This is a genomic window from Thiohalomonas denitrificans, from assembly GCF_900102855.1.
Lineage (GTDB): Bacteria > Pseudomonadota > Gammaproteobacteria > Thiohalomonadales > Thiohalomonadaceae > Thiohalomonas > Thiohalomonas denitrificans.
This window is the reverse complement of the sequence record NZ_FMWD01000005.1, coordinates 250,651-275,305: the sequence shown is the minus strand read 5'-3', so window position 1 is coordinate 275,305 and position 24,655 is coordinate 250,651. Positions and strand designations below refer to the sequence as shown.

The 24,655-nt window shown below is 63.3% G+C and carries 17 protein-coding genes, 4 tRNA genes and 3 riboswitches; of the genes, 5 read left to right on the top strand and 16 right to left on the bottom strand.

From position 1 onward, the window contains the following. Window positions 1-5 precede the first annotated feature (5 nt). The 6 genes from BLP65_RS17195 to BLP65_RS09770 all read right to left on the bottom strand — a co-directional run bounded on the left by BLP65_RS17195 (window position 6) and on the right by BLP65_RS09770 (window position 8,935). Complete coding sequence (locus tag BLP65_RS17195; protein ID WP_245688288.1) at window positions 6-143, bottom strand: hypothetical protein; 138 nt, start codon at window positions 141-143, stop codon at window positions 6-8. Beyond that, window positions 130-423: a nucleotidyltransferase domain-containing protein gene (locus BLP65_RS09790; RefSeq protein WP_245688294.1), complete on the bottom strand. Its 294-nt coding sequence runs from the start codon at window positions 421-423 to the stop codon at window positions 130-132. The genes BLP65_RS17195 and BLP65_RS09790 overlap by 14 nt, the downstream gene beginning before the upstream one ends. Before the next feature lie 348 nt (window positions 424-771). Continuing rightward, a complete protein-coding gene (locus tag BLP65_RS09785; protein ID WP_092996102.1) occupies window positions 772-2,016 on the bottom strand; it encodes a TIGR02679 family protein in 1,245 nt (414 codons plus the stop codon). Window positions 2,017-2,079: 63 nt separating this feature from the next. After that, window positions 2,080-6,189 carry a TIGR02680 family protein gene (locus BLP65_RS09780; RefSeq protein ID WP_092996099.1) on the bottom strand — a complete coding sequence of 1,370 codons (4,110 nt, stop codon included), beginning with the start codon at window positions 6,187-6,189 and terminating at the stop codon, window positions 2,080-2,082. After that, complete coding sequence (locus BLP65_RS09775) at window positions 6,186-7,415, bottom strand: TIGR02678 family protein (protein ID WP_245688287.1); 1,230 nt, start codon at window positions 7,413-7,415, stop codon at window positions 6,186-6,188. Before BLP65_RS09775 ends, BLP65_RS09780 begins: the two co-directional genes overlap by 4 nt. 2 nt (window positions 7,416-7,417) lie before the next feature. Further along, window positions 7,418-8,935 carry a TIGR02677 family protein gene (locus tag BLP65_RS09770; RefSeq protein ID WP_092996095.1) on the bottom strand — a complete coding sequence of 506 codons (1,518 nt, stop codon included), beginning with the start codon at window positions 8,933-8,935 and terminating at the stop codon, window positions 7,418-7,420. 400 nt (window positions 8,936-9,335) lie between these two features. On the opposite strand from BLP65_RS09770, the gene BLP65_RS09760 reads away from it, so the two are divergent. The 3 genes from BLP65_RS09760 to BLP65_RS09750 all read left to right on the top strand — a co-directional run bounded on the left by BLP65_RS09760 (window position 9,336) and on the right by BLP65_RS09750 (window position 11,277). After that, window positions 9,336-9,411 (top strand) — tRNA-Ala (locus BLP65_RS09760). 49 nt (window positions 9,412-9,460) lie between these two features. After that, a tRNA-Glu gene (locus BLP65_RS09755) sits at window positions 9,461-9,536 on the top strand. A gap of 174 nt (window positions 9,537-9,710) precedes the next feature. Further along, window positions 9,711-9,800, bottom strand: a riboswitch (cyclic di-GMP riboswitch). Window positions 9,801-9,812: 12 nt separating this feature from the next. After that, window positions 9,813-9,903: riboswitch (cyclic di-GMP riboswitch) on the bottom strand. An 11-nt stretch (window positions 9,904-9,914) separates the two neighbouring features. Then, a riboswitch (cyclic di-GMP riboswitch) is annotated at window positions 9,915-10,001 on the bottom strand. 142 nt (window positions 10,002-10,143) lie between these two features. Continuing rightward, on the top strand, window positions 10,144-11,277 hold the full coding sequence (locus BLP65_RS09750; RefSeq protein WP_092996089.1) for an AI-2E family transporter: 1,134 nt from the start codon (window positions 10,144-10,146) through the stop codon (window positions 11,275-11,277). A 206-nt stretch (window positions 11,278-11,483) separates the two neighbouring features. On the opposite strand, the gene pflA is transcribed toward BLP65_RS09750, so the two are convergent. From pflA to BLP65_RS09735, 3 genes are all read right to left on the bottom strand, one after another. Next, window positions 11,484-12,224: a pyruvate formate-lyase-activating protein gene (gene pflA / locus BLP65_RS09745; RefSeq protein WP_092996086.1), complete on the bottom strand. Its 741-nt coding sequence runs from the start codon at window positions 12,222-12,224 to the stop codon at window positions 11,484-11,486. A gap of 86 nt (window positions 12,225-12,310) precedes the next feature. Next, window positions 12,311-14,566 (bottom strand): formate C-acetyltransferase, encoded by a 2,256-nt coding sequence (gene pflB / locus BLP65_RS09740; protein ID WP_092996083.1) that lies wholly within the window; start codon window positions 14,564-14,566, stop codon window positions 12,311-12,313. Window positions 14,567-14,895: 329 nt separating this feature from the next. Beyond that, window positions 14,896-15,315, bottom strand: a complete 420-nt coding sequence (locus tag BLP65_RS09735; RefSeq protein WP_092996080.1) for a TraR/DksA family transcriptional regulator — start codon at window positions 15,313-15,315, stop codon at window positions 14,896-14,898. Window positions 15,316-15,568: 253 nt separating this feature from the next. Here BLP65_RS09735 and BLP65_RS09730 point away from each other — a divergent pair. Both BLP65_RS09730 and BLP65_RS09725 read left to right on the top strand, forming a co-directional pair. Further along, window positions 15,569-15,644, top strand: a tRNA-Ala gene (locus BLP65_RS09730). Window positions 15,645-15,650: 6 nt separating this feature from the next. Continuing rightward, window positions 15,651-15,726: transfer RNA gene (locus tag BLP65_RS09725), tRNA-Glu, on the top strand. 91 nt (window positions 15,727-15,817) lie between these two features. Here the strand turns inward: BLP65_RS09725 and BLP65_RS09720 are convergent. The 7 genes from BLP65_RS09720 to BLP65_RS09690 form a co-directional block, all read right to left on the bottom strand. Further along, window positions 15,818-16,324, bottom strand: coding sequence for a DsrE family protein (locus BLP65_RS09720; RefSeq protein ID WP_092996077.1), 507 nt, complete (start codon window positions 16,322-16,324; stop codon window positions 15,818-15,820). Next, window positions 16,324-16,563, bottom strand: a complete 240-nt coding sequence (locus BLP65_RS09715; RefSeq protein ID WP_092996074.1) for a sulfurtransferase TusA family protein — start codon at window positions 16,561-16,563, stop codon at window positions 16,324-16,326. The genes BLP65_RS09720 and BLP65_RS09715 overlap by 1 nt, the downstream gene beginning before the upstream one ends. A gap of 15 nt (window positions 16,564-16,578) precedes the next feature. Further along, window positions 16,579-16,995 (bottom strand): DsrE family protein, encoded by a 417-nt coding sequence (locus BLP65_RS09710; RefSeq protein ID WP_092996071.1) that lies wholly within the window; start codon window positions 16,993-16,995, stop codon window positions 16,579-16,581. A 65-nt stretch (window positions 16,996-17,060) separates the two neighbouring features. Continuing rightward, window positions 17,061-17,648 carry a TetR/AcrR family transcriptional regulator gene (locus BLP65_RS09705; protein ID WP_092996068.1) on the bottom strand — a complete coding sequence of 196 codons (588 nt, stop codon included), beginning with the start codon at window positions 17,646-17,648 and terminating at the stop codon, window positions 17,061-17,063. A 67-nt stretch (window positions 17,649-17,715) separates the two neighbouring features. Then, the gene (locus BLP65_RS09700) at window positions 17,716-20,280 is read right to left on the bottom strand and encodes a putative bifunctional diguanylate cyclase/phosphodiesterase (RefSeq protein WP_092996065.1); all 2,565 of its coding nucleotides are present in this window, start codon (window positions 20,278-20,280) and stop codon (window positions 17,716-17,718) included. Window positions 20,281-20,283: 3 nt separating this feature from the next. Beyond that, the gene (gene phnD / locus BLP65_RS09695; protein WP_092996063.1) at window positions 20,284-21,111 is read right to left on the bottom strand and encodes a phosphate/phosphite/phosphonate ABC transporter substrate-binding protein; all 828 of its coding nucleotides are present in this window, start codon (window positions 21,109-21,111) and stop codon (window positions 20,284-20,286) included. Window positions 21,112-21,412: 301 nt separating this feature from the next. Continuing rightward, entirely contained in the window at window positions 21,413-24,655 is a 3,243-nt protein-coding gene (locus BLP65_RS09690; protein WP_139181470.1) for a DEAD/DEAH box helicase, read from the bottom strand.

Here is a 24,655-nt window from a genome sequence, read left to right as displayed (position 1 = left end):
AATAGCTAATTGGAGTGTATGCGCGACGAAATCTCCTCGCGCACATCGGACTCGATCAACTCCGGCCGGGCAAGTCGCCGTAATTCGCTGATGCAGGTTTCGACAAAGGCGAGTTTCTTTTCCAGCAGGTCAGGATCGGTCATGGCTCGGGTCACGGCGGTGGCGATATTGGCGCAGATAGGGCAGAACGTCGAAGTACTCCGATCGGGATTTGACTTCGAAGCGGATGCGGGCCGAACGATCGGTCTCCAGCAGCAGTACGCCGTCCCGCAGAACGTGATGGATCAGGTCGGGCGATACGTGATTAAGCACCACCAGATCTACGGGGCGGTGGAGCGCCGCTTCCAAAGTAGCGGCGATGTCGAGGCCGAGGCCGTCCAGCGAAGGAGGCGGCTCGTGGCGGTACAGAATCCCTAGGTCCAGGTCACTGCTCTCTATGGCCTCCCCGCGTGCCTCACTCCCAAACAGATAGGCGCAAACGAGGCCGGATGCTTAAGATTCAAGGGCGGCACGCATTTGTTCGATGGTGGTGGAATGGGGCATGCAAACGATTATGGGCCACGCTATAGCGGTGTCGCAACCGGCGTCTGGTGAAAGCGGTTAGCTTATGTTTAATGATATCGCAAGATATAGGCACTACCGCTGTGGGAGCGGCATCCTGCCGCGAAAGTGAAAAGGGATCGGAGTGAATAGCACGGCAGGTTAGCCACGGCTGCCACGCGGTAGTCCATTGTCGCGCCTTTGCAAGGCTGTTCGCGGTAGAAACGCTCGTTACGAACCGTTTTGAGGCATTCGGACCAGGTCCGCCAGCAGCAGGGACATTACTGATTCCTCGTGCACGGCGATGCCGGTATTGCGCATGGTATCGGTGAGGCTCGGGTCCCAGTGGGCGATGACAGGGTTACCGGTGAGTGGCATTTCGCCGGTCTCGGCCGCACGCCGGTAGTCGGCGGCGGCGAAGCGCCAGGGGAGGGCATCGTAGCGGCTGATGACAGCGTTGGCGATAGCAATGCCGGTCCAGTCGAAGTCGCCGTGGTAGTGGAGTTCGGCGCCAGCGGCGGTAAGGGAGTCCAGAAGGGTGGTGACCGCGGCGGTAGGACGGCCGTAGGTACAGACGAGGGGTGGGCTGTCGGCACCGAAGGCGTCGGCGGCCTCGGCTACAACGGCGGGGTTTTCGCAGATATGGATGGGGCTTCCCGAGGCGCGCCAGCCGGGCGGCTGCCGTAGCAACTGACGGAGGGTGAGCCAGGTCGGTTCGCCCGCTTCGCGCTGTAGTACGAGGCTTCGGTCGGTTGGGGTGTCGCCGCAGGCCGGCAGATTGAGTACTAGGACGGTGCTGGTAAGGGCGCCACCCACCGAGACGCCGACCGTGGCCCAGAGTGCGCGTGGGTCATCGGGCTCCGCGGTCAGATCGGCTATGTACCGAAGGGCGCGCCGCACGAGGGCGGCCAGCGGGCGGCCGGGGTCCAGACCGTGGGCGTCACCGGTGGCGCGGGCGGCCAGAGTACTGAGGCTCTCGCCATGGGAAGGTAGGCGTTCGATCACCCGGCGCGACTCATTGAGCAGCCGCTCGGCGGTGGACGGTTCGCCCTCGGCGAGCCGCTTCAGCAGGCCGTTGCGGCGCAGGTCGTCCAGCCAACGCTCAAGGCCGCGCTCTTTGGTCCACGACTCGGCAGCAGCGAATACCGCGTCCCACGCTCCCCGCGCTCTGGCTTGTTCGGCCCTATGGTCGACCAGCGGTCCGGTGAGCCGTTCGATGGCGCCAACCAGGTCCCTGGCCGCTCCAGCCCTCTGGAGTATCGCCTCCAGCTCCGGCAGCCGAAAGCTGAAGCTGCGCCCGGTGCCCGCCCGCCGTCCGAACAGGGCCTCGGCGGCGGCGCGTTGCGGGGGCTCCAGCCCGGACACCGACAATCGGTCGCCGCCGCCGCGTTCGAGACGCCGGCGCACCGCAGCGAGCAGCCAGCGCAGGTCGGCGCGGCCCAGGAGGCGCTGCAGGCGTTCGGTATCATCTGACATGGCGGCATTCTACGTCGGAAGTGGCCGGGAGTCGCAGCGCGCCGGCCATGGTTCGATAGGCAATCAGAACAGCTCGGGATTGGCCTCCAGCTCGGAGCTGATCGGGTCGGGCTCTTTGTGGCGGCGGCGGCCATCCCAGTTCCAGCGGGAGACGAAGACGGTGTCGAACTCTTCGCGGCGCACGAGTTGGGCGATGGCGAGGCCCGGCAGGTCGGGGTAGCAGCCCCACTCCCGCTCGCTGGTCATCATGAAATCGAGGTCGAACTGGGCGAGCAGCCCCATGCACTTGGCGCGGGCGTCATCGTCGATGCCGGCGAAGGCCTCGTCGAGCATCACCAGACGCGGGGCCTGCTCGGCGGCGCTGGAGTAGTGGCTACTCGCGGCGGCGAAGAGGGGGATGGTGACCACCAGCGCCCGCTCGCCGCCGGAAGCGGGGCCGTAGGCCTTGCGCCAGCGGCCGTCCTGCCAGCGCTCGACCACGAAGCGGTGCCAGCGACGGTAGTCGAGTGCCCGCTCCAGGACCTCGGCCAGGGAGCCGCCGCGGGTATCGGCGCGCGCCTCGTCGATGCGCTGCTTGAGAAAGCCGCCCACCGCCTCCCGGTCTTCCGGAGTCCACGCCTCGGCCAGCTGGCGCAGGCGTCGGCGCACCTCGGCGAAGCCGCCGGGCAGGTTGACGCCGTCCGCATCAAAGCCCTCCTGGACCGGAGTCCACTGCAGACGCAGCCGCATGCCGGTACTGGTGGGGCGCTTCTCCAGCTCTTCGTTCATGGCGGCGACCATCCGCTCGGCACCGGAGACCATGACCTGTAGCTGGCTGGCGACCTCGTCGATCAGGTAGTTCTCCAACAGCTCCTGCTCACGGGCATTGAGGAGACGCCCGCGCTCGGTTACCTCGCGCTCGAGATTGCCCGCCAGTTCGTCGGGCCCTTGGGCTTTGGACTGGAAGACGACCTGCACCACCAACAGCTCGCCAACCGGTTCGGCACTGGCCTGGTGTCCGTGGCGCGAGAGCGCCTGCTGGAGGGCGGTGACGTGCTCCATGAGCCCGCGTTGGCGGCGTTCCCAGGCGGAATCGGCATCGTCGACCGCGACCAGCGCCTCCTCCATGCGCCGGGCCAGGCGCACCGCCGGATCGGCGGCCCAGGGACGGCGCTCGGGCAATTCCAGCGCCGGCAGGGCGGTCCCGAGCAGCCCTTCGTCGGCGAACTGCTCCAGCGCCCGCACCGCGCGCTCGCGTGCCTCGTTGCGCTGGCGCAGTTCGCCTTCGAGGTGGCCGATGTCGGCGCGCAACCGCTCGATGCGCCCCGTGAGGGTCCGCTGGTCGACCCCGTTATCCTCGATCGCCTGATCGCCCTGTGCGATCCGCGCCTCGGCATCGGCCAGCCGGGCGAGCACCGTCTCGGCCGCCTCGCCGACCGTGGTGCGCAGGGTATCGCGGCGCACCTCGGCGGCCTCGGCGGAGCGCTCCGCCTCCTCGCGGCGCAGCCGCCGCGCCTCCAGGCGTTCGCGGGTCTGCGCCACGTCCCGCGCGATCTCGGCAAGCACGGCACGGTTCTGCCAGTGTTCGCGCAGGGTCGGCCAGAACGCCCGCGCCGCCGCCGTATAGTCGCGTACCCCTTCGAACCGTTCGGCCAAGGCGGTATCGTCGGTCGGCAGTCCGAGGTCGCCGGCGGCCTCGTCGCGGCTTCGGGTCGCCTCGTGGAGCCGTTCGCGGGCGGCGGCGAGCGCCTGTTCGGCCCGATCGATGCGCTCCTGCTGTCGCCGGCGGCGGGCTATCAGCTCGGTCACCCGCTCGTGGGCGGCGCGAAGCTCGGTGTCACCCGGCAGGGCGGCACGTTCCCGATCCGCCGTGTGCGACTGCCCGCTCAGGCGTTTGAGCTCGGCGTCCAGTTCGGCAATCAATGCCTCCTGGCGGGCGATCAGCTCGTCCAATTCGGCGATCCGGCGCCGGCGGGCTGCCTCGCGTGCGCCGCGGCCGATGTATTCGGCGCGCGGCTTGCCCCAGGCGCCGCGGGCGGGGCCGAGACGCCAGCGGCCGTCCTCCGTCACCCAGGCCGGATGGTCGGATTCACCCCAGCTGATGGCGGCCAGCAGCCGCTCCAGCACGGCATCCTCGACATCTGCGGCGCGCGGGTCATCGCGGTCCACGGCCGGTCGCAGTAGAGTGCCCAGGTGGGTTTCGGTCGGGGCGTCCGGCACCAGCACCGTGTCCCAGGTCTCCGGCGCCAGCAGCCCGCCGTCGGGGAGTACCCAGGCGTCCAGCAGGCCCGAGGCCTCGAGGGCCGCCTCGACGGCGGCGGCGCGTTTGGCCGGTAGCTCCGTGCGGAAGTCGATCAGTTCCCAAAGGGGAGCGCCGGGGCGTTCGGCACGTACGGCCGGATCCCGCACATGGGGTCGTGGTGGGCGGGCGTGCTCACCCCGTTCCAGTCGGCTGCGCTCCGCCCGCCACGTTTGGCGCTCTTCATCCAGCACCTCCCGGCGGCTGCGCACTCCCGCCCGCTCGTCGGCGAGGGCACGCAGCTGCACGCGATAGGCCTCGTCCACCGTCTCGGCGGCGGGGTTGACCCCGTCGAGGCTCTCGGACCAGTCGGCCAGTTCGGCGGCGACCGCCTCCGGGTCCGGTAGATGCAACACCTGCAGGCCCTCGGCGTAGCCGCGGAATGCGGCGGTCAGGGCCGCGCCCGACGCCTCGACGGCCAGCTCCGCCTCGGCGCGCTCTTCGTCAAGCCGGTGCCCTTCGTCGGCCTCGCGCTGCCGCACGTCGCGGGCGGTGTCGTGCGCCGCTTCCGCCTCCCGGTGTTGCCGGTTGAGCTGCCGCAGGTGCTCGATGGCATCCCGGCGTTTGGCCGTCTCTTCCCGCAGGAGACGGTCGGCTTCGTCGATCAGGGCATCGTCGGCCGGCTCCGGCCCGTTGGGCAGACGCAGGGGCTCCATTACGCGCCGGTTGAGCGCCTGCAAGCCGGCTGCCTGCGCGGCCGGGTCCAGCTCCGCGCGTGCCGCCTCGACCCGAGCGGTGCTCTCCGCCACACGTCCCTGACCGCGGCGCAGGCGATCCGCCTTCGACTGGAGTTCGCCTTTCAAATGGCGCTCCTCGCCGCGCCGGCTCTCCACCTCCCGTATTTCGCGCTCCGCCTCTTCCTCCGCCCGCTTGAGTTCGCGGGCATCGCGCATCTCCTCGGAGGCGCGCAGGGTCTCGGCCTCGACGCGTGCTCTCTTCAGGTCATCCCGCAGCTGACGGTCGAGCGCCTCCAGCCGTTTCTCCTCGGCCCATGCACTGCCCTGTTCATCGCGTTTGCCGGTGAGGGCGGCACTGCTTTTCTCGTGGCGGCTCTGGGCGCCGCGCACCTCGCGGGCGCGCCGCCGGGCGGCGATGCGGGCGTATTCGCGGTAGTGATGCAGGAACTCCTCCACCGCGACCTGTGCCTCGTGCAGGGAGTCCAGCTCCTCGCGCTCGGCGTCCAGATTGCGGAACGCCTCGGCCACGTCGGCGAGCACCGCCTGGTTCAAGGGTGGCAGTGCCTCGGTCAAGGCATGGGAGAGGGCCTGTTCGTCGGGGCGCTTGGAGAGCTGTGGCTGACGGAGTTGAATGAGCAGGTTGATCAGCGCTTCGTAGCGCTCCTCGCCCAGGTGGAACAGGGTCTCGTCGAGGGCGCGGCGGTATCGGGCCGCGGTATCGAAGAGTTCGCCGCTGCCCTCCAGGGCCTCTTTCAGGCGATCGCGGCTGAGGGCGCGGTCGTGCCCGTCGATCAGTGCAAGATCCCCGCCGACCCGCCGGTCGGTAGTGAAGAACCAGCTCTGTACGGAGCGTCCCGCCACCGCCTTGAGGCCGCAGCCGGCGGTGAAGTAGCGGGGCTCGCCGCTCTCGTCGAGCCGGCCGAATTCGATCCAGGCGTAGCCGAGCCGTTCGCTGTACTTGCCGCCCAGCAGCAGGTTCCACTCCATGCGCTTGTGGGGGTCGCCGTCGGGCTCCACGCGGGTCGGGGCGAGGCGCCCGTCGAGCAGGAAGGGCAGCGTCAGCGCCAGCACCTTGGACTTGCCGGTGCCGTTGTTGCCGCGCAGCAGCAGGTGGCCGTCGCGAAAGGCGAAGGTCTCCTCGTCGTAGTAGAAGAGGTCGACCAGGCCGGTGCGCAGCGGCTGCCAGCGCGGGCGGGTAGGCTGCGGAAGGTCGCTCATCCGATACCCTCCAGGGGACTGCCGTCATGAGCACGGGGCCGCTCCAGCTTGAAGCGGCCGATGGCCGGCAGCGGCATTACCTCTTCACCTTCGCGCACCACCAGCCGTAGCGCCTCGAGTCGCTCCAGCGCCTGCTGAACCAGCATCGACTCGGCGCCCGGCTCGCGGGCCGCCTTCTTCCAGAAACGCCCGTATTCGGCGACCCAGCCGCGCACCCGCGCCTCCAGGCCGGCCCGCGTCTGCTGGGCGTCGGTAGCTGCCAAATGCTCGGCAAGTAGCAGGGTGATATGCCCCTCGGTGCCTTCGGCCGGCATGCGCTCGTCCGTCAGGTCGGCGGACGGGTCGACCATCGCGATCCCCTCCGCGCGTACCTCGGGAATCAGGCCGGTGGCCTCCTCGATACGTCGCGCGATGGCGGCGCGCTGACTGGTCAAATAGGCATGCTCGTCCTCGTCCAGTTCGCTCCAGTAGAGCACCGGGTCATCGAGCAGGCGACGGGTGAGTCGCTGGCGCAGTTCCCGGTTGCGGGCCTCGGTGGTGTCGGGGACGTAACGCGCGGTGACCGCGGTCATGCGCTCCAAGGTGCCGGCGGGTAACTCGTCCGGTGGGAGCAGGGAGGGACCGCGGGCGGTGACCAGCAGTGCCGCCAGCACCCGGCGGTCCACGTCGTAGAGGACGTCGCGGCCGGCGGCGATGTACGATTCCTCGTCTCCGGCTACCCGACTCAATACCCTGAGTTCCATCAGCAGGCGCACCACCGCCACCAGATCGCGTCGCTCGTCGCGCCCCTCCAGTTCGAAACGCAGCCCCGCGCCGGTCAGCATGGGGTCCGTCGCACCGTGGACCACGGCGTTGCCGATGTTGCCCAGGGTGACTTGGCTCTCGCCGCGCTCCAAGTCGGCCAGGGCCAGACAGAACAGGGCGTAGCGGCGCCGATCGAACGGCGTTGCACCGGCCCGGCGGTAGTGGGGCGGCGCCCCGCGGGAGGCGTCGCCGTGGTCCGCCGGCGCCTTATGCAGACGGGCGAAATCCCCCTCCACCTGGAGTGCCCAACCGGTCTCCCGCGCCAGCCACTCGCGCAGCCACTCCGTGTGGCGGCGCACCAGGGCGAAGGCGGGGGTGTCGCTCTCCAGCAGCGGACGAAGTAGCAGCGACCGGAGGGCGCGTCGGCGCTCATCCAGTCGGTTGCGATCGAGGACGTCGTCGAGGGATTCGGCAGCAATCAACGTCAACCCTCCAGGTCTGTGATGCAGATGCGGTAATCGCGCCCGCGCAGGGTACCGAGCGGCGTCACCAACGCCGCCTCGCTGTCCGCCTCCAGCGGCTCCAGCACCACCCGCAGGCTGCCGTCTCCGGTTACCGTCTCGATGGGTGCCTCCGGTCCCGCGGCCGAGGAGAGGACCTCGCCCAGCAGACGCAGAAAGAGGCCGAAGCTGTCTGCATCCAGTTCGCCGAATTCGGAGAGTCGCGTCGGCTTCCCGGTGGCCAGCCGGGCACGGGCGCGCCGCGTTTGTTCCGCCTCGCGGGCGATCTGGCGACCCAACTCCGCCTTCTCCTCGCGGTGGCGCCGCACCTTGGCGGGCGCGCCCCGGCGCTGAAAACGGCCGGTTGCACGCAGCCGCGGACTGACCGCCAGCGGCGGTGCCGCGGCCCACGGGGTGCCGGCCGGGACCGGCCGCTCCTCCCAGGCGGCGAGGGTCTGCGGGTCGACTGTGAGATGGCGCGCAGGCGCCAGGCCGAAGGCGGCCCGCCACAGCCGGTGGGCGTCGGCGTCGTCCTCGCACTCGGCGAACCAGCGGGCGAGTACCCGAAAGTCGGCGGAGCGATCGCTGCGGCCGAGGCGCCGCTCGTTGAGACGCACCACCGTCTCCATCAGTTGGGTGATCGCCTTGCGGGCGCGGCTGCGAAGCAGCGCCTCCTGCGACGGGTGTCCCGCGCTGCCGACGAACCAGCGTGTGAGCCCCTCCCAATGGGCGCGCCAGTTCGCCAGTGCCCGCTCGAATTCCCGGCCGCCGTCGTCCTCGCGCGCCTCCAGGTCCGGCGCCGCATCGCGCGCGTCGCGCTCGGCGACGATGCGGAGCAGGCGCTCGATGGGCGGTCCGTCGAGTTGGCGGATCAGAGCGTTGATCTCGGCCGCCGCCACCACCAGTTCGCCGAGGAAGCGCTCCAGATAGTCAATAAGACGCTCTTTGTAGAGGAGGAACGCCTCGCGCTCGCCCTCGCGCAGGTCGATGCTGCGCCCCAGCCCCGCCATGAAGGCGCGGGCGTTCTCGGCCAGGTCGGCGAACACCCGCGAGAGGTCGCGCAGCAGCAGGGTGACACGGCCGGAGTCGGGTCCCCCGTCCTGCGCCAGCGGCAGCAGCGCCCGCATATGGGTGCGGATCTCCTCCAGCGCTACGGACTGGAGTGCGCCGCGCCGGCCCAGCACCTCCTCGAAGGTGCGCAGCGCCTGTTCGGCCGCCTCCCCTTCGCGGGTGATTTGGTAGAGAAAACGCGCCCGGTAGAAATCCTCGACCGAGGTGACGCGGCTGGTATCGGGCTCCGCCTGAAGATTGCCCCAATTCGCCAGCTGGCCGAGCGCCGCCTGCACCTCTTCGGCCGCGACGCCCTCACCCAGCCTCTCCGCCACGTCCTCCGGGCGCAGATGGACGATGAAATGCGCCTTGGCATCGGCGAATACCGCCATGATCCGCCGATAAAGCACGGACTTCTCGGCATTGATGTGGGCGAAGGCAGTGAAAGGCACGGCGAGACCCGTCCGGTAAAACGAATATGATACGAGAGGCGGACGCTGGATGAAATGGACGGAATGGTGACGGGCGATAGGGTCAGACGCGGCGGGGTCTACCATCGGATTTGGGTCTACTGGCTGGTAGGCCTCAGCATGTCTCAACCGGTGAAAGAGAGAAAGTCCGGAAAGCACACCGCCTTCACGGTGAAGGCATTCCGATTGGCGAGTGGAGTTAGATATCCAGGCGAGGCCTGACGGCAGGGGCGTGAAACGGCCCCTGCGCGCGGTTCGGGGTTCTGCAGCCGAACCGCGCGCCGCATCGTCGCTCAGCTTTATGAGAGTCGCCGCAGGCGGAAAAAGCTTCGGAACGGCGTTGTGTTCGAGGGGGAATTTACCTATACTGGCCGGCCTTTCGGGGGCTATAGCTCAGCTGGGAGAGCGCCTGCATGGCATGCAGGAGGTCGGCGGTTCGATCCCGCCTAGCTCCACCAGGTTTGTACCCGGGACCTCGCGGTTTCGGTTTTGTTGAAGATGGTTTCCGTCCCCATCGTCTAGAGGCCTAGGACACCGCCCTTTCACGGCGGCGACAGGGGTTCGACTCCCCTTGGGGACGCCAATTCGAAAAGCCCCGACTCCTTTCTGGAGTCGGGGCTTTTTTTGTTTGGTGCGCCTGCACGCTGGTGATCCGACCGGCAAACGCGGGTGCGCGGCTGGCTGGACGCAGTATGCGGCGGCATTTAACCGGGGCGAACAACGAGGCAGGGGGGCGGACTAGAAATAATAAGGAAGACCTGGCAGCTCCGCGATCATAGAACCCGAAAGGTTCCGTAGACCGGTAGCTTTGCGCCCCTGACTTTCGTCAGGTTTGCCTTTATCAGGCCCGTTTTGAAGACCTGGCAGCTCCGCGATCGTAGAATCCCGCAGGACTCCTTAGACCGGTAGCTTTGCGCCCCTGACTTTCGTCAGGTTTGCCATTATCAGGCCTATCCCGGGACCTGGTAGCTCCGCTGCCCTAGAACCGAAGTCCCTTAGGCCGGTGGCTTTGTGCCCCTGTCTTTCGACAGGTTTGCCTTTATCAGGTCTTGTCTACATATTTAGTCCACCCGTCCGGGGTGTCAAAATTTTTTTTCGAATATTTTTGCACCGGGTTTTGAGAAGTGGAGGGGCTCTGTAGCGAACGGAATGCGAGCGGTCAAAAAGCCGCGACGAACTATCTTTTTTCTATGGAACCCAATCGCGATACAGAGCTGAAGGTCCAGTACGGGGCTTCTTCGGGTCCCTGGGCGGGTCGCCTGGTGGTGGCACTGCTTTTGGGTGGGCTGTTGCTGCTGACCTATCAGGTAGTCCAGGATTTTCTGGTGCCGCTTTTGTGGGCCTTTATTCTGGCGTATGTGACTTGGCCGCTCAATTGCCGCTTGCGGCGAATGGTGTCGAGGCCGGGATTGGCCTCCTTTCTGATGACCCTGCTGCTGGCCGTGCTGATCATCGTCCCGGTACTTCTGGTGATAGCCTCTCTGCAGCAGGAGGCGCGGGACCTGTTTCAGTGGATCGAGGACACCCTTTCGGGGGAAGCCGACAGGCTTCCCACCTGGCTCCTTTCGCTGCCGCTGGTCGGGAGGCCGATCGCGGATCTGGCCGAACAGGTCGCCCAAAATCCAAAAATCGTCGACGAGTGGCTAACGACCCAGGCCCCGAATATCGCCGGAGGGGCTGCGGAAGCCGCTGGTGCGGTGGGGCGCAATGCCATGAAATTCGGGATGGCGCTGCTTGCGGTCTTTTTCATCTATCGCGACGGCGAGGTAGTGATGGCCCAGTTTCGACAGGGACTGCAGATCCTTTTGGGGCGCCAGTCGGATGTCTACTGGATTGCGGCGGCGGAAATGACCCGGGCCGTGGTATACGGGTTGGTATTGACCGCCATCGCGCAGGGGGCCATGGCGGGGCTCGGTTACTGGATCGTCGGAATGGAGGCCCCGGTGCTGATCGGTGTCCTGACTGCGCTCGCGGCGCTGGTGCCGTTCGGAGCGCCGGTGGTTTGGGGCACGGTTGTCCTCTACCTGCTCTTTGACGCACAGCTGTGGGCAGGATTGGGACTATTGGCCTGGGGGGCTCTGGGGGTGAGTTCGGTCGACAACGTGGTTCGGCCGCTGGTGATCAGTGTCTCAGCCCATATTCCCTTCCTGCTGGTGCTGTTCGGGGTCCTTGGTGGACTCAGTGCTTTCGGGCTGGTGGGGCTTTTCCTGGGGCCTGTGGTGCTTTCGGTACTGCTTGCCGTATGGCGGCGATGGCTGGGGAGGCGTGGGACACCTCGAGAGGGGCCGGAGACTTCGACCGAAGGGGCGGCATCGAATCAGTAACGCGTTCAGAGGCGTGTGCTTGTCTGCGAGTTGATCCCGCACGGGATTTATCTGTTTGGTGCTTAAATAGCTGTTCCGAAATCGTGTCCAACACGCTCCTTCGGTGACATACCGAGATACATGCAGGAGCGGCGGAAGCCGCGATTCGGCGTCATCGCGACTTCCGTCGCTCCTACATGCATGGACACCAATTTGGAACCACGTATTTAGGCGGCAATCAGCTGGGGAACATCCCCCAGGTTACGGGCGATAATATCAACCGCCCTGTCCACTTGTTCGGTGGTCGGGGGCGCAACACCGTGCAGGGGATAACGCAGGCCCATGGCGGCGTACTTGTGAACACCGAAGGTATGGTAGGGGATAACCTCTACGCGCTTCAGATTTTTGTAACCGGAGAAATGGCGGGCCCACGCTTCCAGATACTCGGGCTGATCAGTCCAGCCGGGGACGAGGACATAGCGCAGCCAGAGCGGCTTGCCGGAGCGCTCGCGATAGTCGGCGTTGCGCAGGGTATTGCTATTACCGGTACCGGTAATCTTTCGGTGCCATGCGTCATCGATATGCTTGACATCAAGGATCACCAGGTCGGTCAGGTCATACAGCTGATTAACCGTTCGTGACCAGACGCCACCACTGGTATCGAGGGCGAGGTGAAAGCCTCGCTCTTTGGCGGCAGTGAAAAGTGTAATCAGTTCGCCGGCCTGCAGCGTGGGCTCTCCGCCCGAGACGGTCAGGCCGCCGCTGTTTCTGAAATAGGAGCGCTGTTTCTCCAGCAGCGTCAAAACCTGATCAGTGCTGTAAGGCGTCCCCTGATCATTCGCACAACTTTGCGTATCGGGATTGTGACAGTAGACGCAACGAAAGGCACAGCCCTGGAGGAAAAGCACCAGACGAATGCCCGGACCATCATGGGTTCCGAACGTCTCGATGGAGTGAACCTTCAGCATCGTACTCTTCCTGAAATACCCCACATCAGTTAACCCCGCCGAAGGGGAGTGGATGGATACTCCACTCCCGCTTCACCGGGGAGCCGCTACATCGCCTCATGGAACGTCCGGGCAATTACCTCCAGCTGGTGTTGTCGGCTGAGCCTCGTGAAATTCACGGCGTAGCCGGATACGCGGATGGTCAGCTGCGAATACTCCTCCGGGTGTTCCATTGCCCTCATCAGTACGCTGCGGTCGAGTACGTTGACATTCAGGTGGTGGGCATTGCTTGCGAAGTAGCCGTCAAGCAGCGACACCAGGTTCTGTTCCCGTTCTTCGTCCATCATGCCAAGGGACCTCGGCACAATCGAGAAGGTATTGGAAACACCATCCCGTGCATCGTAGTAGTCCAGCTTGGCCACGGAGTTCAGTGAGGCGATGGCTCCGGAGCTATCACGGCCATGCATCGGGTTGGCACCCGGTGCGAACGGTTCGCCCTGTTTGCGTCCGTCGGGCGTCGCCCCGGTCTTTTTGCCATACACCACATTGGAGGTGATGGTCAGCACCGACAGCGTCGGGGTGGCATCCCGGTAGATGTGGTGCTTGCCGAGTTCCCGGTTGAAGGACTGGACCAGCTTCCGGGCAATCGTGTCGACACGGTCATCGTCGTTTCCGTAGAGCGGGAATTCTCCCTCGGTTTCGAAATCGATGGTAAACCCCTCTTTATTGCGTATCGGCGTCACCTTGGCGTAGCGAATGGCCGATAACGAATCAGCGGTTACGCTCAGGCCGGCGATCCCGAAGGCCATGTTGCGTTTTATCCGGCTGTCCATGAAGGCCATCATCGAACGCTCGTAATAATACCGGTCGTGCATGAAGTGAATGACGTTCATCGTATTCACGTACGACTCGGCAATGTACGCCATGGTCTGCTCAAAGCGGCGGCGCACCTCCTCATAGTCGAGTGGGCCTTCCGGCAGTGGCTCTATGCCGGGAACGATGGGCATTCCGCTAAGCTCGTCGCGCCCTTCATTCAAGGCAAGCAGCAGTGCCTTGGCCAGATTGCAGCGCGCCCCGAAGAATTGCATCTCCTTGCCCGTTTCCATCATCGATACGCAACAAGCCAGGCAGTAATCGTCGCACTGGCCGGCTTCGCTCATAAGCGCGTCATTTTCGTACTGCACAGAGGAGGTGTCGATGGAGACCCGGGCGCAGAAGCGCTTGAAGTTCTCCGGCAGCTTCTCATTCCAGAGCACCGTCAGGTTGGGCTCGGGCGCGGCGCCGAGATTGTAGAGCGTATGCAGGAAGCGGAAGCTGGTCCTGGTGATCTTGTGCCGGCCATCGCGGAATACACCGCCGATCGATTCGGTGACCCAGGTAGGGTCGCCGGCGAACAACTGGTTGTATTCGTCCATGCGCAGATGCCGGATCAGTCGCAGCTTCATGATGAACTGGTCAACCAGCTCTTGCGCCTGCTGCTCCGTGATATTGCCGCTCTTCAAATCGTTTTCGATATAGATGTCGAAGAAGCTGCTTACGTTGCCCAGGCTCATGGCGGCGCCATCCTGCTCCTTTACGGCGGCGAGGTAGGCGAAGTAAGTCCACTGGATCGCCTCACGGGCATTTCGGGCCGGCTGGCCCACATCGAAGCCGTAGGAGGCGGCCATCTCCTTGACCATCTCCAGTGCCTTGATCTGTTCGGCTACCTCTTCACGCAGGCGGATCAGTTCGTCAGTCATGGTGCCGACCAGATGCTTGCGATCGGCATGCTTGGCAGCGATCAGCCGGTCGGCGCCATAAAGAGCAAGACGACGGTAATCGCCGATGATGCGGCCGCGGGCATAGTTATCAGGCAGTCCGGTAATGATCCCGCTTTTGCGAAGTGTTTTGTTGTCATCGGTATAGGCATCAAAGACCCCGTCATTGTGGGTCTTGCGATAGTTGCGGCACAGATCGACAACGCTCTGATCGAGCTCGTAGCCGGCCTGTTCGCAAGCCTTCTGCACCACGCGCCAGCCGCCGAAGGGCTTGATGGAGCGTTTGAGCGGGGCATCGGTCTGCAGACCTACAATCTGTTCCCGACCCTTGTCGATATAACCCGGTGCATGACTGGTGATGGTGGAAATCGTCTTTGTATCGATATCGAGGACGCCACCCTTGTCCTGCTCCTGTTTGAGAAGGAAGCGACACTGTTCCCAAAGTACCTTGGTGGCTGTGGTCGGCCCGGTCAAAAAGGAGGCATCACCATCATACGGCGTGATGTTGGTGTAGATGAAATCTCGAACGTTTACCTCTTTCTGCCAAAAACCCTCGGCAAAAGGGGGACGTTCGGCATTAAAAATCTTGTCAGCTTGTGCTGCCATTTTCCGGCTCACCCTGTTGTCAGTGGAACACTGATAGCGACGATGTCCTTGTACAGAGTCGGAAGTCGATTCCGAACCTGAGAGCCTGTCGGATTCTGTCTGACACCATAATCCGACAGGCTCCTAGTGGGACACTTTTCCGTCACTCAGTAGGACTGTTGGAATCGGTATAGGTTGCGCCGGGAAAACCGAAAAATCGCCGTTCGCCTTTTCCGATAGAGAGGGGGAGGAAATGGTGGGAGCGGAAGAGGTGAAAGTGGGCGTGGAGCCGCTCTGTCGAGTACGGCCCCACCATTTGGAATGGTGAACGCCCAAACCACCCTATCGCACTAGTGCCGGTTACGGACTTCTTCAAGCGACTTGCAGTCGATGCAAAGCGTGGCAACCGGGCGGACATTGAGCCGCTTTAGCCCGATCTCGAGCCCGCACGCCTCGCAGTAACCGTACTCGCCCTCGTCCAGGCGCTGTAAAGCCGCCTCGATCTCGCGCAGCTGATTTCGCTGTCGGTTGATTTCCTGCAGTTCCATTTCGGTCTCGGCTTCCCTGGAGGCCTGATCACCCTCGTCGGGTAGAGCGTCGGGGTGGTGTTTGGGTTCCTCCAGGGCGCGCTCGAGGTGGGCGCGGACCTCGTCCCGCTGCTGGACCAACAGCTCCCTGTAGCGGGCCAGCATTTCTTCGTCCATATAGCTGTCCGCTCCGGTCTCGGTCGAGATGTCAGTCGGGGCGGTTTTACTCACTTTCCGGTCCATGCGTTTTCGCCTTTGTGTCGAACTTGAGAAATCAAATGTAGAAGCCCAAACGGGAATCGGCCATAGCTTTTTTCCGGGTAGGCTCAGATAATCGTAGCGAGTGTGGCGGAGAGTGAGGTTAAAAATTTGCAATTTTTTGTATAGCCGTCCGGCGGGGGAGGGTGGCCGCCATGGCTTTGGTCCTTCGGGGAATCTAACGACCAACGGGGCATTGCTAATTGTGCTGAATCTATCCTATAATGCGCGGCCTTTCGGGGCTATAGCTCAGCTGGGAGAGCGCCTGCATGGCATGCAGGAGGTCGGCGGTTCGATCCCGCCTAGCTCCACCAAACAGTGTCCCCATCGTCTAGAGGCCCAGGACACCGCCCTTTCACGGCGGCGACAGGGGTTCGACTCCCCTTGGGGACGCCAACGCCGAAGCCCCGGCTCCTTCTGGAGCCGGGGCTTCACCATTTTTGAACCCGGTGGCGACTGACCGGAGCGGCAGAGGCCGGACCCGGACCTAAAAGATCGGCACCAGGTGATAGCCCTGCTGCTGATAGCCGATGAGAGAGACGAAGCCGTCGCCGATCACTTCCAGTCCCGGCAGTACGGTTTTGTTGTCCACTCCGAAAACCTCGTTGGCAATCGAGCAAATCTCCAGCCGAACCCCGAGTTCGTCGAGCCGCTCGATGGCTGCCGCGATATTGGCCATTTCCTGTTGGTACCGCATGTCGATTTCATCGTCGGGTTCGGTGGTGAGGTACTTCACCGTCGGGCCGATGAAGACCACCACAAAATTCGGCTCCACCGCCTGCCGTCGGAAATTCTCGTGGGTTCCGGCGACGACGTTCAGGTAAAACGCCAGTTTCTGTGGATTGTCGAAGTCGAAAAGAAACACGCCCTGCCCATTATCGACACCCTTCAGCGCGGCACTGTCGCTGTACATCGTTGCGCCCGCAGTAGCGGTCGCCGTCAGTATCAGCAGACCCAATAGCCATCCGATCAGCGTTTTCTGTGCTGTTCGCATCACTGGCTCCTCTGAATCGTGTAACGGTAGGTATCTCCTACCCGGGCCTGTTTAATCAGGGTATGGCCCATTCGTCGGCACCAGTCGGGAATGTCCTGCTCGGTGGCGGGGTCGGTAGCAATGATCTCGATGACTTCGCCCGGCTGGACGTTCTTGATGGCCCGGTTGGTGTTGACCATCGGCATCGGGCAGCAGGTACCGGAGGTATCGACGGTACTGGTGATCGTGTAGTCGTTCATAGCATCTCTCCGGATTCAGAAATACTGGCAGTGATCGGCTTGGGTCATCTTGTCATTGAGGAACCAGGAGGCTCCGACAATACCCTCGGCCTCGGGAATGAGGTTGTCGTCATTAACGCCAAAAATAGTGGCGGCCAGGCTGCAGCCGTAGAGGCGAACGCAGCCGGTCTCCTTCAGGGCTTTCAGCACCTCGTGAATGTCGCTGGGCAGGCCGGCCTTGGCGACCTGTTCGCGGACCCAGGCGTCCTGGTCCGCATGGCTGCCCTCGACCCGGAGTGAGCGGGCTCCCTCTTTGGTCAGGGCCCGCACCGACCAGTTCACGAACAGCATGTCCACTTCGACCCCTTCGGCGGAGGCGAGATAGGCGAAGGCCAGCGGGGTCAATATTTTGTCGTAACCGTCGTCGCGAATGACCATGGCAAGTGATTTCATGTTTTGCTCCCTTGATTCGAACGAATATTCGTTCTAATCGGTCGACGAAAAAAACAGCGGCCGTATCACACGGCCACTGCCCTCCAGGCGCAGTCCCACGCCGTTTCCAGATGTTCTTGCAGCGGTGCCGCCAGTACGCCATCGAGGCGCAAATGGATCAGGCGGATCGGACCGCCAAACAGGCAGGCTGCGGCAATCATTGCATCCAGCGGCCGGATTTCGCCCGACTGGATGCCAGCCTCCACCATCTCCCGCATCCGGCGAAACGGGGCAGAGGAGCAGATGGGCGGTTCATTGGGGAGAAACTCCCGGTGCTGGGCATGCAGAATGAACTGCATCGATTTGGGCTCGGCCTCCGTCATTTCGAAAAGCAGTGCCACTGCGGCTCGACAGCGCTCCTGCGCTGATCCACCGCGCTCATTGATGCGCTTCAGTTCGCCATCCGTCTGTTCCAGAAGCTCTGTGTAGAGCGCACGGGCGACCCCTTCCTTGTCCCCGAAGTGGTGGTAAATCGAACCGATGCTGACCTGTGCCTCTCTCTGGATATCATGCACAGACGTGTTGAAATATCCGCCTCCGGCAAACAGATGCAGGGCCGCTTCCAGCACTTTGGAGCGGGTATCAATTCGGTTTCTGGCTAAATTGGCAGGCATGTCCTGATATTAGATCGAATGTTCATTCTAATGCAAGTCGTTTGAGCAGCGAAAAAATTCGGCGTGGTTATCGCTTGCCCGGTTCGCCTTCAAACATCCCCCTCTGCCCATTGGGGGTCTCCTCTTCTGCCGACAATATGGCCTTGCCCGAATATTCCCGCAGCAGGAACTCGAGCTGTGCTGCAGGCACCGGGCGGCTGAACAGGAAGCCTTGCGCCACTTCGCAGCCGTTTTCACGCAGGAAGTCGAATTGTGGTCTGGTCTCAATGCCTTCGGCAACGGTGGTGAGATTGAGCCGACCGGCCAACGTCAGGATGGCGCAGACGATCGCCATATCTTGTGAATCGTCCGCCAGTTCACGGATGAAGGACTGGTCGATTTTCAAGGTGTCCAGAGGCAGCTGCTTCAGGTAGTTGAGCGAGGCATAGCCCGCCCCAAAGTCATCGATCGAGATTTGCAGTCCCATATCACGCAGTTCCACGAGCATCTCCCGGCTGGCAGCGACGTCGTGCAGCAGGGCGGTTTCGGTCAGCTCCAGAACCAAATGCCGGGATTCCAGGCCCGTCTCGGTGAGGATGCCGGCGATCTGCTGCGGCAAATCCTTCTGGAGAAACTGGCGGGCCGACAGGTTTACCCCTATCGGCGGCGGTTCCAGTCCCATCTTTTGCCAGGCGCGATGCTGAGAGCAGGCGGTGCGTAACACCCAATCGCCAATGGGCACGATCAGTCCCGTCTCCTCGGCTGTACCGATGAATTCCGAAGGCATCTGCAATCCGCGGTCGGGATCGTGCCAGCGCAGCAAGGCCTCCATGGAAGCCATGCGTCCGCTGGTCATGTCGATCTGCGGCTGATAGTAGAGCTCGAAATGGCCGCGTCGCAACGCGCGTCGCAGCCCGTGCTCGAGTTGCATGCGCTGTTTGGCAAGGATACTGATCTCCTCGGTGAAAAAGACGTAGTTGTTGGGTCCCTGTCCCTTGGCCTTGTACATGGCCGCATCGGCATGTTGAACCAGCGTTTCTCTGTCCTGTCCATCCTGCGGATAGACGGCGATACCGATACTGGTGGTGATGAAAATCTCCTGGTTCGCTATCTCGAACGGGTGGGCAATGGCTGCGGAGGCCTTTTGGGCGAGTACAGCGGCTTCCTCGGCGTGTCGAACCCCCTCCATGATGATGGTGAATTCATCGCCACCGAGGCGGGCCAGAGTATCGTCCCGACGCACGCACTCGTTCAGGCGCCGGGTGACCGCCTGCAACAGGCTGTCGCCCGCGGCATGACCGAGGGTGTCGTTGACGTGCTTGAAGCCGTCCAGATCGAGGAAAAGCAGGGCTATCGGGGTATTGCTGCGCAGGCTGCGGTCCAGGGCGTGCTGAAGCCGATCGTAGAACAGGTTGCGGTTGGGAAGAGCGGTCAATGTGTCGTAGTTGGCCAATTGTGCGAGCTGACGGGCGCTCTGCTCGCGCTCCAGTTCGGCACCCAGCCACTGCGCCATCAGCTTGACGATCTCCAGGTCGGTGGAGGAGAAGGGCGTTTCGCGCGGGCTCGGACTGGAATAGCTGAGGGTTCCGTATGGTTGGCCCGCCACTTCCACTTGTGCCGCCAGATAGGCCTCGATTCCGAACAGCGAGCGGCAGGGGTGCCCGCGCCGATCACTTTGTGCGGCGTGATGGAAGCTCACTGGCTCCTCGCTGTCGACCGTGATCCCGCAATTGGTCTCCTGCAGGGGGAACGTGGCCCCCCTGGCTAGCCCGGTGTCCGGCGGGGCACTGACCGCCACTATGGTGTAATGGTCGCCTTCGATGCGCGAGAGGGTGCCGACAGGCAGGCCGAACAGTCGGGTGCCGAGTTCGAGCAGGGCGTCGATTTTTTCCTCATGGGCAAGGGGGGTGGCATTGATGCGGTGCAGGGCGCGCAGTGCCTGGTCCGTCTGGCTCAGTACCTGTTCACGTTCGCGCAACGAGGCCTCGACTCCTTCGCGCTCCTCAATCTCCCGAATCAGTTGTCTGTTGCTCTCCACCAGTTCCTGCGTGCGGGTCTGTACCAGTTCGTCGAGACGATCGCGATGCAGGGTAAGCAGTGATTCCGCATGCCGGCGCCGCTGGATCTCCTGCTCCATGGGAAGCAGGGCCAGTCGGCGCACGACATACCAGAGAATGGTGGCCAGCGCCGCCAGCAGCACGAGCGAACTTCCCGCCAGCTGGCCCATCAGGCTGGTCAGCCCCCGCTTTACCCGGGAGGCATCCTTGACGGCCCGCAGTGTAAGCAGCGGCGTTTCGTCGAGATGTACTACTCGGGTCGCCTCGACCACATCCTCGGCAGGGGGACCATCCCTTTGGTAGTGGGCCAGCACGAACCCGTTGGGTGCCACCGCCTCCACTTCCACCAGTGATTTCGGGTGTTGCAGTCCCCATCGGGTCAGGAAGCGTTCGATGGTAGCGTAGTCATCGCGTACGGCGGCCTCACGCACAAAGCCGCCCACCAGGTCGAGCTCCCGGGTGAGGTTTTCGTGTGCTTCGGTATAGAGTAGCTGGCGCTGGTGCTGATAGATCACGATATCGGCTACCAGCAGAAAGGCGGCCAGCACCAGAGTCAGTCCGACCAGGGTCCGCAGCTTTTCTGCACTCAATAGCATCGACTACTCCCCAGCCGTGCCTATGGACTGCAGCATTTGGCGCAGGGCGTCATACTGGCGGTTATGGATGGGTACCAGGCCGGTGAGGTCCGGCTTGATTGCACGCAAGACCTCCTCTCCATCCGGCGTCTGCGGCAACTTGAGCAGTGCTGCACGCAAGGATTTCACCAATTGTGGTTCCACCTGGTAGCCGGCCACAAACAGATGTTCGGGTATATCCGAGGTAACCGCGAGCGCCCGCAGTCCGCGGTCCCGGTATTTTCCATAGGTCTCGTCCTTCACGGCACCGGCATCATAGCGGCCCAGGAGTACGCCGATGGCGACGTTTTCGTGGCTGTTGAGGAATGCGTGTCGGTCGAGCTTCTCCAGCGGGATCCCATGTCGCTCCAGTATCGAGAGCGGCACTACATAGCCCATGGTCGAGTTCGGGTCGACGAAGGCGAATTTCCTGCCGGCGAGATCTTCAAGCCTCTGCAGGGGCGATTCTTCGCGCGTGATGATCACGCCATGGAACATCGCATGGCCGTCGATTTGCAGTGCCGCCAGTATGGGCGGTGTGCCGTGATCCCGGGTCAGAACGACATACGGGATGGGACCGAGGAGGGCAAGCGTAAATTCGCCGGTGGCAACTTGCTCGATGTGTGATTCATAGCTGCTGGATACGACAATCTCGACCGGTCGTTCGAGTGTGTCCTCCAGGTACTCCGCCAGTGGAGTAAACCGGCTGACCAGCTCGGTCGCGGGCAGATAGGGGTGGACGCCCAGCTTCAAGGGTTCGGCGCCGGCGATGCCGAAAATCGACAGCAGCACAAGCAATGTGGCGCGCGGCATTGGTGGCCTCCTCCGCCTGGTGCGGAACGGTCTCTCTGGCAGCTGGCGGGGCTTTGAACCTTCGGTGGAAAAACCCGACTCTGCCAGTGACCCCTGTGAGCGAGGTAATTTGGATTCGCCTTGGGGGAAATGTAGGTCAAGGTCAGATGCAAGCTTTTGTTGATGGTTGGATTGAGAAATGGCCGGAAAGTGCCGCCAATCCCAACTGCTTTTACTTGGCCCGATGCATTGATGGCCTGCAAACGCCTGCTAACTGCCGTTTCCGGTCTGAACGACTATCCGGGAGTGTCGTTTGGCCGCGTTATCCGAGTGGCTCGAACAGGGCTTCGAGATCGCCTGCATCGATGGCTTTGGGTCCGGTGGCGCTGAACAGGGACTCGACCAGCCCTCGCTTCTCTTCCTGCATGCGGACGATCTTCTCTTCCACGCTGCCTTCGGTGATGAGCCGGTAGACGAAAACCTTGTTCTGCTGGCCGATCCGGTGGGCGCGATCGGTGGCTTGATCCTCCACTGCGGGATTCCACCAGGGGTCGTAGTGAATGACCGTGTCGGCCGCGGTGAGGTTGAGACCGGTACCGCCGGCCTTGAGGCTGATCAGAAACAGGGGGATTTCACCGCTCTGGAAGCGCTCCACCGGTGTTTCCCGGTCGCGGGTTTTCCCGGTAAGTTTGACGTAGGGGATCCGGCGTTTGTTCAGTTCTTCCTCAATCAGCGCGAGCATGCTGGTGAACTGCGAGAAGAGCAGGACACGGCGGCCCTCCTCAAGCATCTCAGGCAGTAGCTCCATGAGCATCCGCAGCTTGGCCGAGCCGGTACGGCCGGTACGTTTCGTACCCTTCAGCAGGCGCGGGTCGCAGCAGACCTGACGCAACTTGAGGAGGGCATCCAGCACGACGATTCGGCTGCGATCCAGTCCCTGCTCGGAGAGGGCTGCACGAACCTTGCCGTGCATCGCCAGACGTACCGTTTCGTAGAGGTCCCGCTGGGCGCCTTCCAGGGCGACCGAGCGGAGGATCTCGCTCTTGGGTGGCAGTTCTGGGGCCACTTCGGCTTTGGTGCGGCGCAGAAAGAAGGGGCGTATGCGGCGCTCCAGGGCGGCGCGGCGGCTGTCGTCGCCCTGGCGCTCTATGGCGTTGCGGAACAGGCGGCGGAACTGGCGTTCATTGCCGAGCAGTCCGGGCAACAAGAAGTCGAATACGCTCCAGAGCTCGCCCAGATGATTCTCCATCGGTGTGCCGGTGAGGCAGAGCCGGTGGCGGGCGGAGAGCTCGCGTACATGGTGGCTTACCTTGGCGCGCGGGTTCTTGATCGCCTGTGCCTCATCGAGGATCAGCAGGTGAAACTGGTGCTCGCCCAGAGTATCGATGTCGCGCCCGACCAGCGGATAAGTGGTCAGTACCAGATCGGCATCGGTGATATGGCGAAAGCGGTCTGCACGATCGGGGCCATGCAGGGTAAGCACCTTGAGGCTCGGGGCGAATCGGGCCGCCTCCGCGCGCCAGTTGAACATGAGGCTGGTAGGAGCGACCACCAGGGCAGGGCGGTCGAGTCGGCCGCTCTCCTTTTCGACCATCAGATGCGCAAGCGTCTGCACGGTTTTGCCAAGACCCATGTCGTCGGCAAGGATACCGCCCAGGCCAAATTCGCGCAGGAACTGCAGCCAGTCGAGCCCCGTCTGCTGGTATTGGCGAAGTGCAGCCTTGAAGCTGGTGGGCGGCGGGACTTCCGTGATACCCGAGAAGGCATGCAGCCGCTCGCCAAGGCGGCGTAATTCGTCGCCACCCGACCAGTTCCAGTCATTGCGCTCAAGCAGCGGCAGTTCGCCGGCGCGCAAGGCGGGCAGCGATAGGCGACCATCCTTGAGCCGAACCTCCGGGTCGAACAGTTCGACCAGGATGGTCAGTATGCCCTTCAGTCGCGCTATCGGCAGGTAGGCGATGCGCCGGTTGTCCAGGCGAATGGGCAGTCCTTCATCATCCGGAAACTCCTCCAGCAGGCCTGAGAGGGCGCCGGCAGGGATCTGTTCGATCCACTCCAGCAGCATCGGCAGCAGCGAAATGCGTTCGCCCTCGATCTCGATGCCGAGTTCCAGATCGAACCACTGACGGCCTGAGTCGGCCTCGATATCGCCGTACCATGCGTCGGGTGTCACCGCCCGATAATTGAAGTCGTCACCGATGCTGATGCGCCATCCTTCGGCCTGCAGCGTCGGCAAGTCCGTTTGCAGCGCGAGCCAGGATTCCAGTTCCCCAGCGCTGTTCGACGGTACCCAGGCGCTGCTGTCATCGGGAGCGGCGCTTAACCCCTCAAATGCGAACAGCGGATGGAGTCCGCGGTCGCGCAGGCGCAGCGCGGCGTCCTCTTCAAACTCCTGGTCCCGATCGAGCCGTACGATTTTTTCACCCGACACCACCTGTTCGATGTCTTCGCCGGGCCACGATAGCAGATGGCCGTCGTAATCAAAGCTGAGACGCGCAGCGGGCAGTCTGTGGGTCCCTTGGTAGTCCGTTACCTCGGCATTGTAGAGGTGCAGAACCGGGGTAGGCTGCGTGGGCGGCAGCCGGTGCACGGAGAGGCGCCGGGGCCGGGCGAAAGCAATATCAGCGAAGCGCCGTTCCCAGTCATCGAGGACATCGTCGACTTCGTTGGCGGTGATAAATGGGCGTTTCACCAGTTCGGCCAGCAGCAGTTCGGGCAGGTCGCTGGTCAGTGGGCCGGAGACGTGGTCAACCGTGTCGATGTACCGGGGGGGATTTAGCGCCGGTGCCACCAGCGGTGTGTCACCTGCGCTCAGTATCAGCCGCTGGCGGCCGTCCGGCATTAACTCCCAGCTGGCCTCGGCACGGCATTGATTGCCGGGCCGCAAAGCGGGATTGGCGACATGTGCCCAGTGGCAGCGGCCGGAAGCGATCATGCGCTCTACAAGGGGCACCGCATCCGGCGGGATCGGAACCCCCTCGGGAAACTCCGAGACGTTGTGGGCAGGAATGAGATTCCGCAAGATGGCGATATCCGACTTCAGCAGATAACGGGGCGGAAACGGTTCCCATACACGGCTTGGACGGAACGGGGAGAGGGTGCCGTATGCGCCGCTTCTGGTGAGGCGTGATCGAAACGGCCGCATGATCAGGGTATTGGTCGCGCTTCCGAGCTGGAGTAGATAAAGAAGCCGGTTGTCGATCTCGGGCGGGTAGCTCTCCTCTTCGTCCGCATCAGGCAGTGCGTAGCGGTCCGCGCGGGCAGGTGGATTCAGGGTGGTCTCCTGCCTTGCTGCCGCAATCAGTACTGCGACTACGTGTTTGCAATTCCACGCAACCGGACAGGTACAGGTACCATTCACAAAGCCTTCATCGATATGCACATGGACACTGTAGAGGTGCTGACCACTTCCGCGAACCCGCCCTGTGACGACCAGCGAACTGTCCCGTTCCTCGGTCGCGGTCTCCAAAACCCGTCGATCACGGACGTAGCGGTGCCCTCGGTGAACATAATCTGGATTGAAACCGGCCAAAAGGCGGTCGCTGTCGGATAGCTTGAGGGTCAT

What these genes read in the sequence shown, in the direction of transcription:
- BLP65_RS17195 (WP_245688288.1), bottom strand. Translation starts at nt 143, where the DNA reads ATGACCGATCCTGACCTGCTGGAAAAGAAACTCGCCTTTGTCGAAACC.
- BLP65_RS09785 (WP_092996102.1), bottom strand. Translation starts at nt 2,016, where the DNA reads ATGTCAGATGATACCGAACGCCTGCAGCGCCTCCTGGGCCGCGCCGAC.
- BLP65_RS09780 (WP_092996099.1), bottom strand. Translation starts at nt 6,189, where the DNA reads ATGAGCGACCTTCCGCAGCCTACCCGCCCGCGCTGGCAGCCGCTGCGC.
- BLP65_RS09750 (WP_092996089.1), top strand. Translation starts at nt 10,144, where the DNA reads ATGGAACCCAATCGCGATACAGAGCTGAAGGTCCAGTACGGGGCTTCT.
- pflA (WP_092996086.1), bottom strand. Translation starts at nt 12,224, where the DNA reads ATGCTGAAGGTTCACTCCATCGAGACGTTCGGAACCCATGATGGTCCG.
- pflB (WP_092996083.1), bottom strand. Translation starts at nt 14,566, where the DNA reads ATGGCAGCACAAGCTGACAAGATTTTTAATGCCGAACGTCCCCCTTTT.
- BLP65_RS09735 (WP_092996080.1), bottom strand. Translation starts at nt 15,315, where the DNA reads ATGGACCGGAAAGTGAGTAAAACCGCCCCGACTGACATCTCGACCGAG.
- BLP65_RS09720 (WP_092996077.1), bottom strand. Translation starts at nt 16,324, where the DNA reads ATGCGAACAGCACAGAAAACGCTGATCGGATGGCTATTGGGTCTGCTG.
- BLP65_RS09715 (WP_092996074.1), bottom strand. Translation starts at nt 16,563, where the DNA reads ATGAACGACTACACGATCACCAGTACCGTCGATACCTCCGGTACCTGC.
- BLP65_RS09710 (WP_092996071.1), bottom strand. Translation starts at nt 16,995, where the DNA reads ATGAAATCACTTGCCATGGTCATTCGCGACGACGGTTACGACAAAATA.
- BLP65_RS09705 (WP_092996068.1), bottom strand. Translation starts at nt 17,648, where the DNA reads ATGCCTGCCAATTTAGCCAGAAACCGAATTGATACCCGCTCCAAAGTG.
- BLP65_RS09700 (WP_092996065.1), bottom strand. Translation starts at nt 20,280, where the DNA reads ATGCTATTGAGTGCAGAAAAGCTGCGGACCCTGGTCGGACTGACTCTG.
- phnD (WP_092996063.1), bottom strand. Translation starts at nt 21,111, where the DNA reads ATGCCGCGCGCCACATTGCTTGTGCTGCTGTCGATTTTCGGCATCGCC.
- BLP65_RS09690 (WP_139181470.1), bottom strand. Translation starts at nt 24,655, where the DNA reads ATGACCCTCAAGCTATCCGACAGCGACCGCCTTTTGGCCGGTTTCAAT.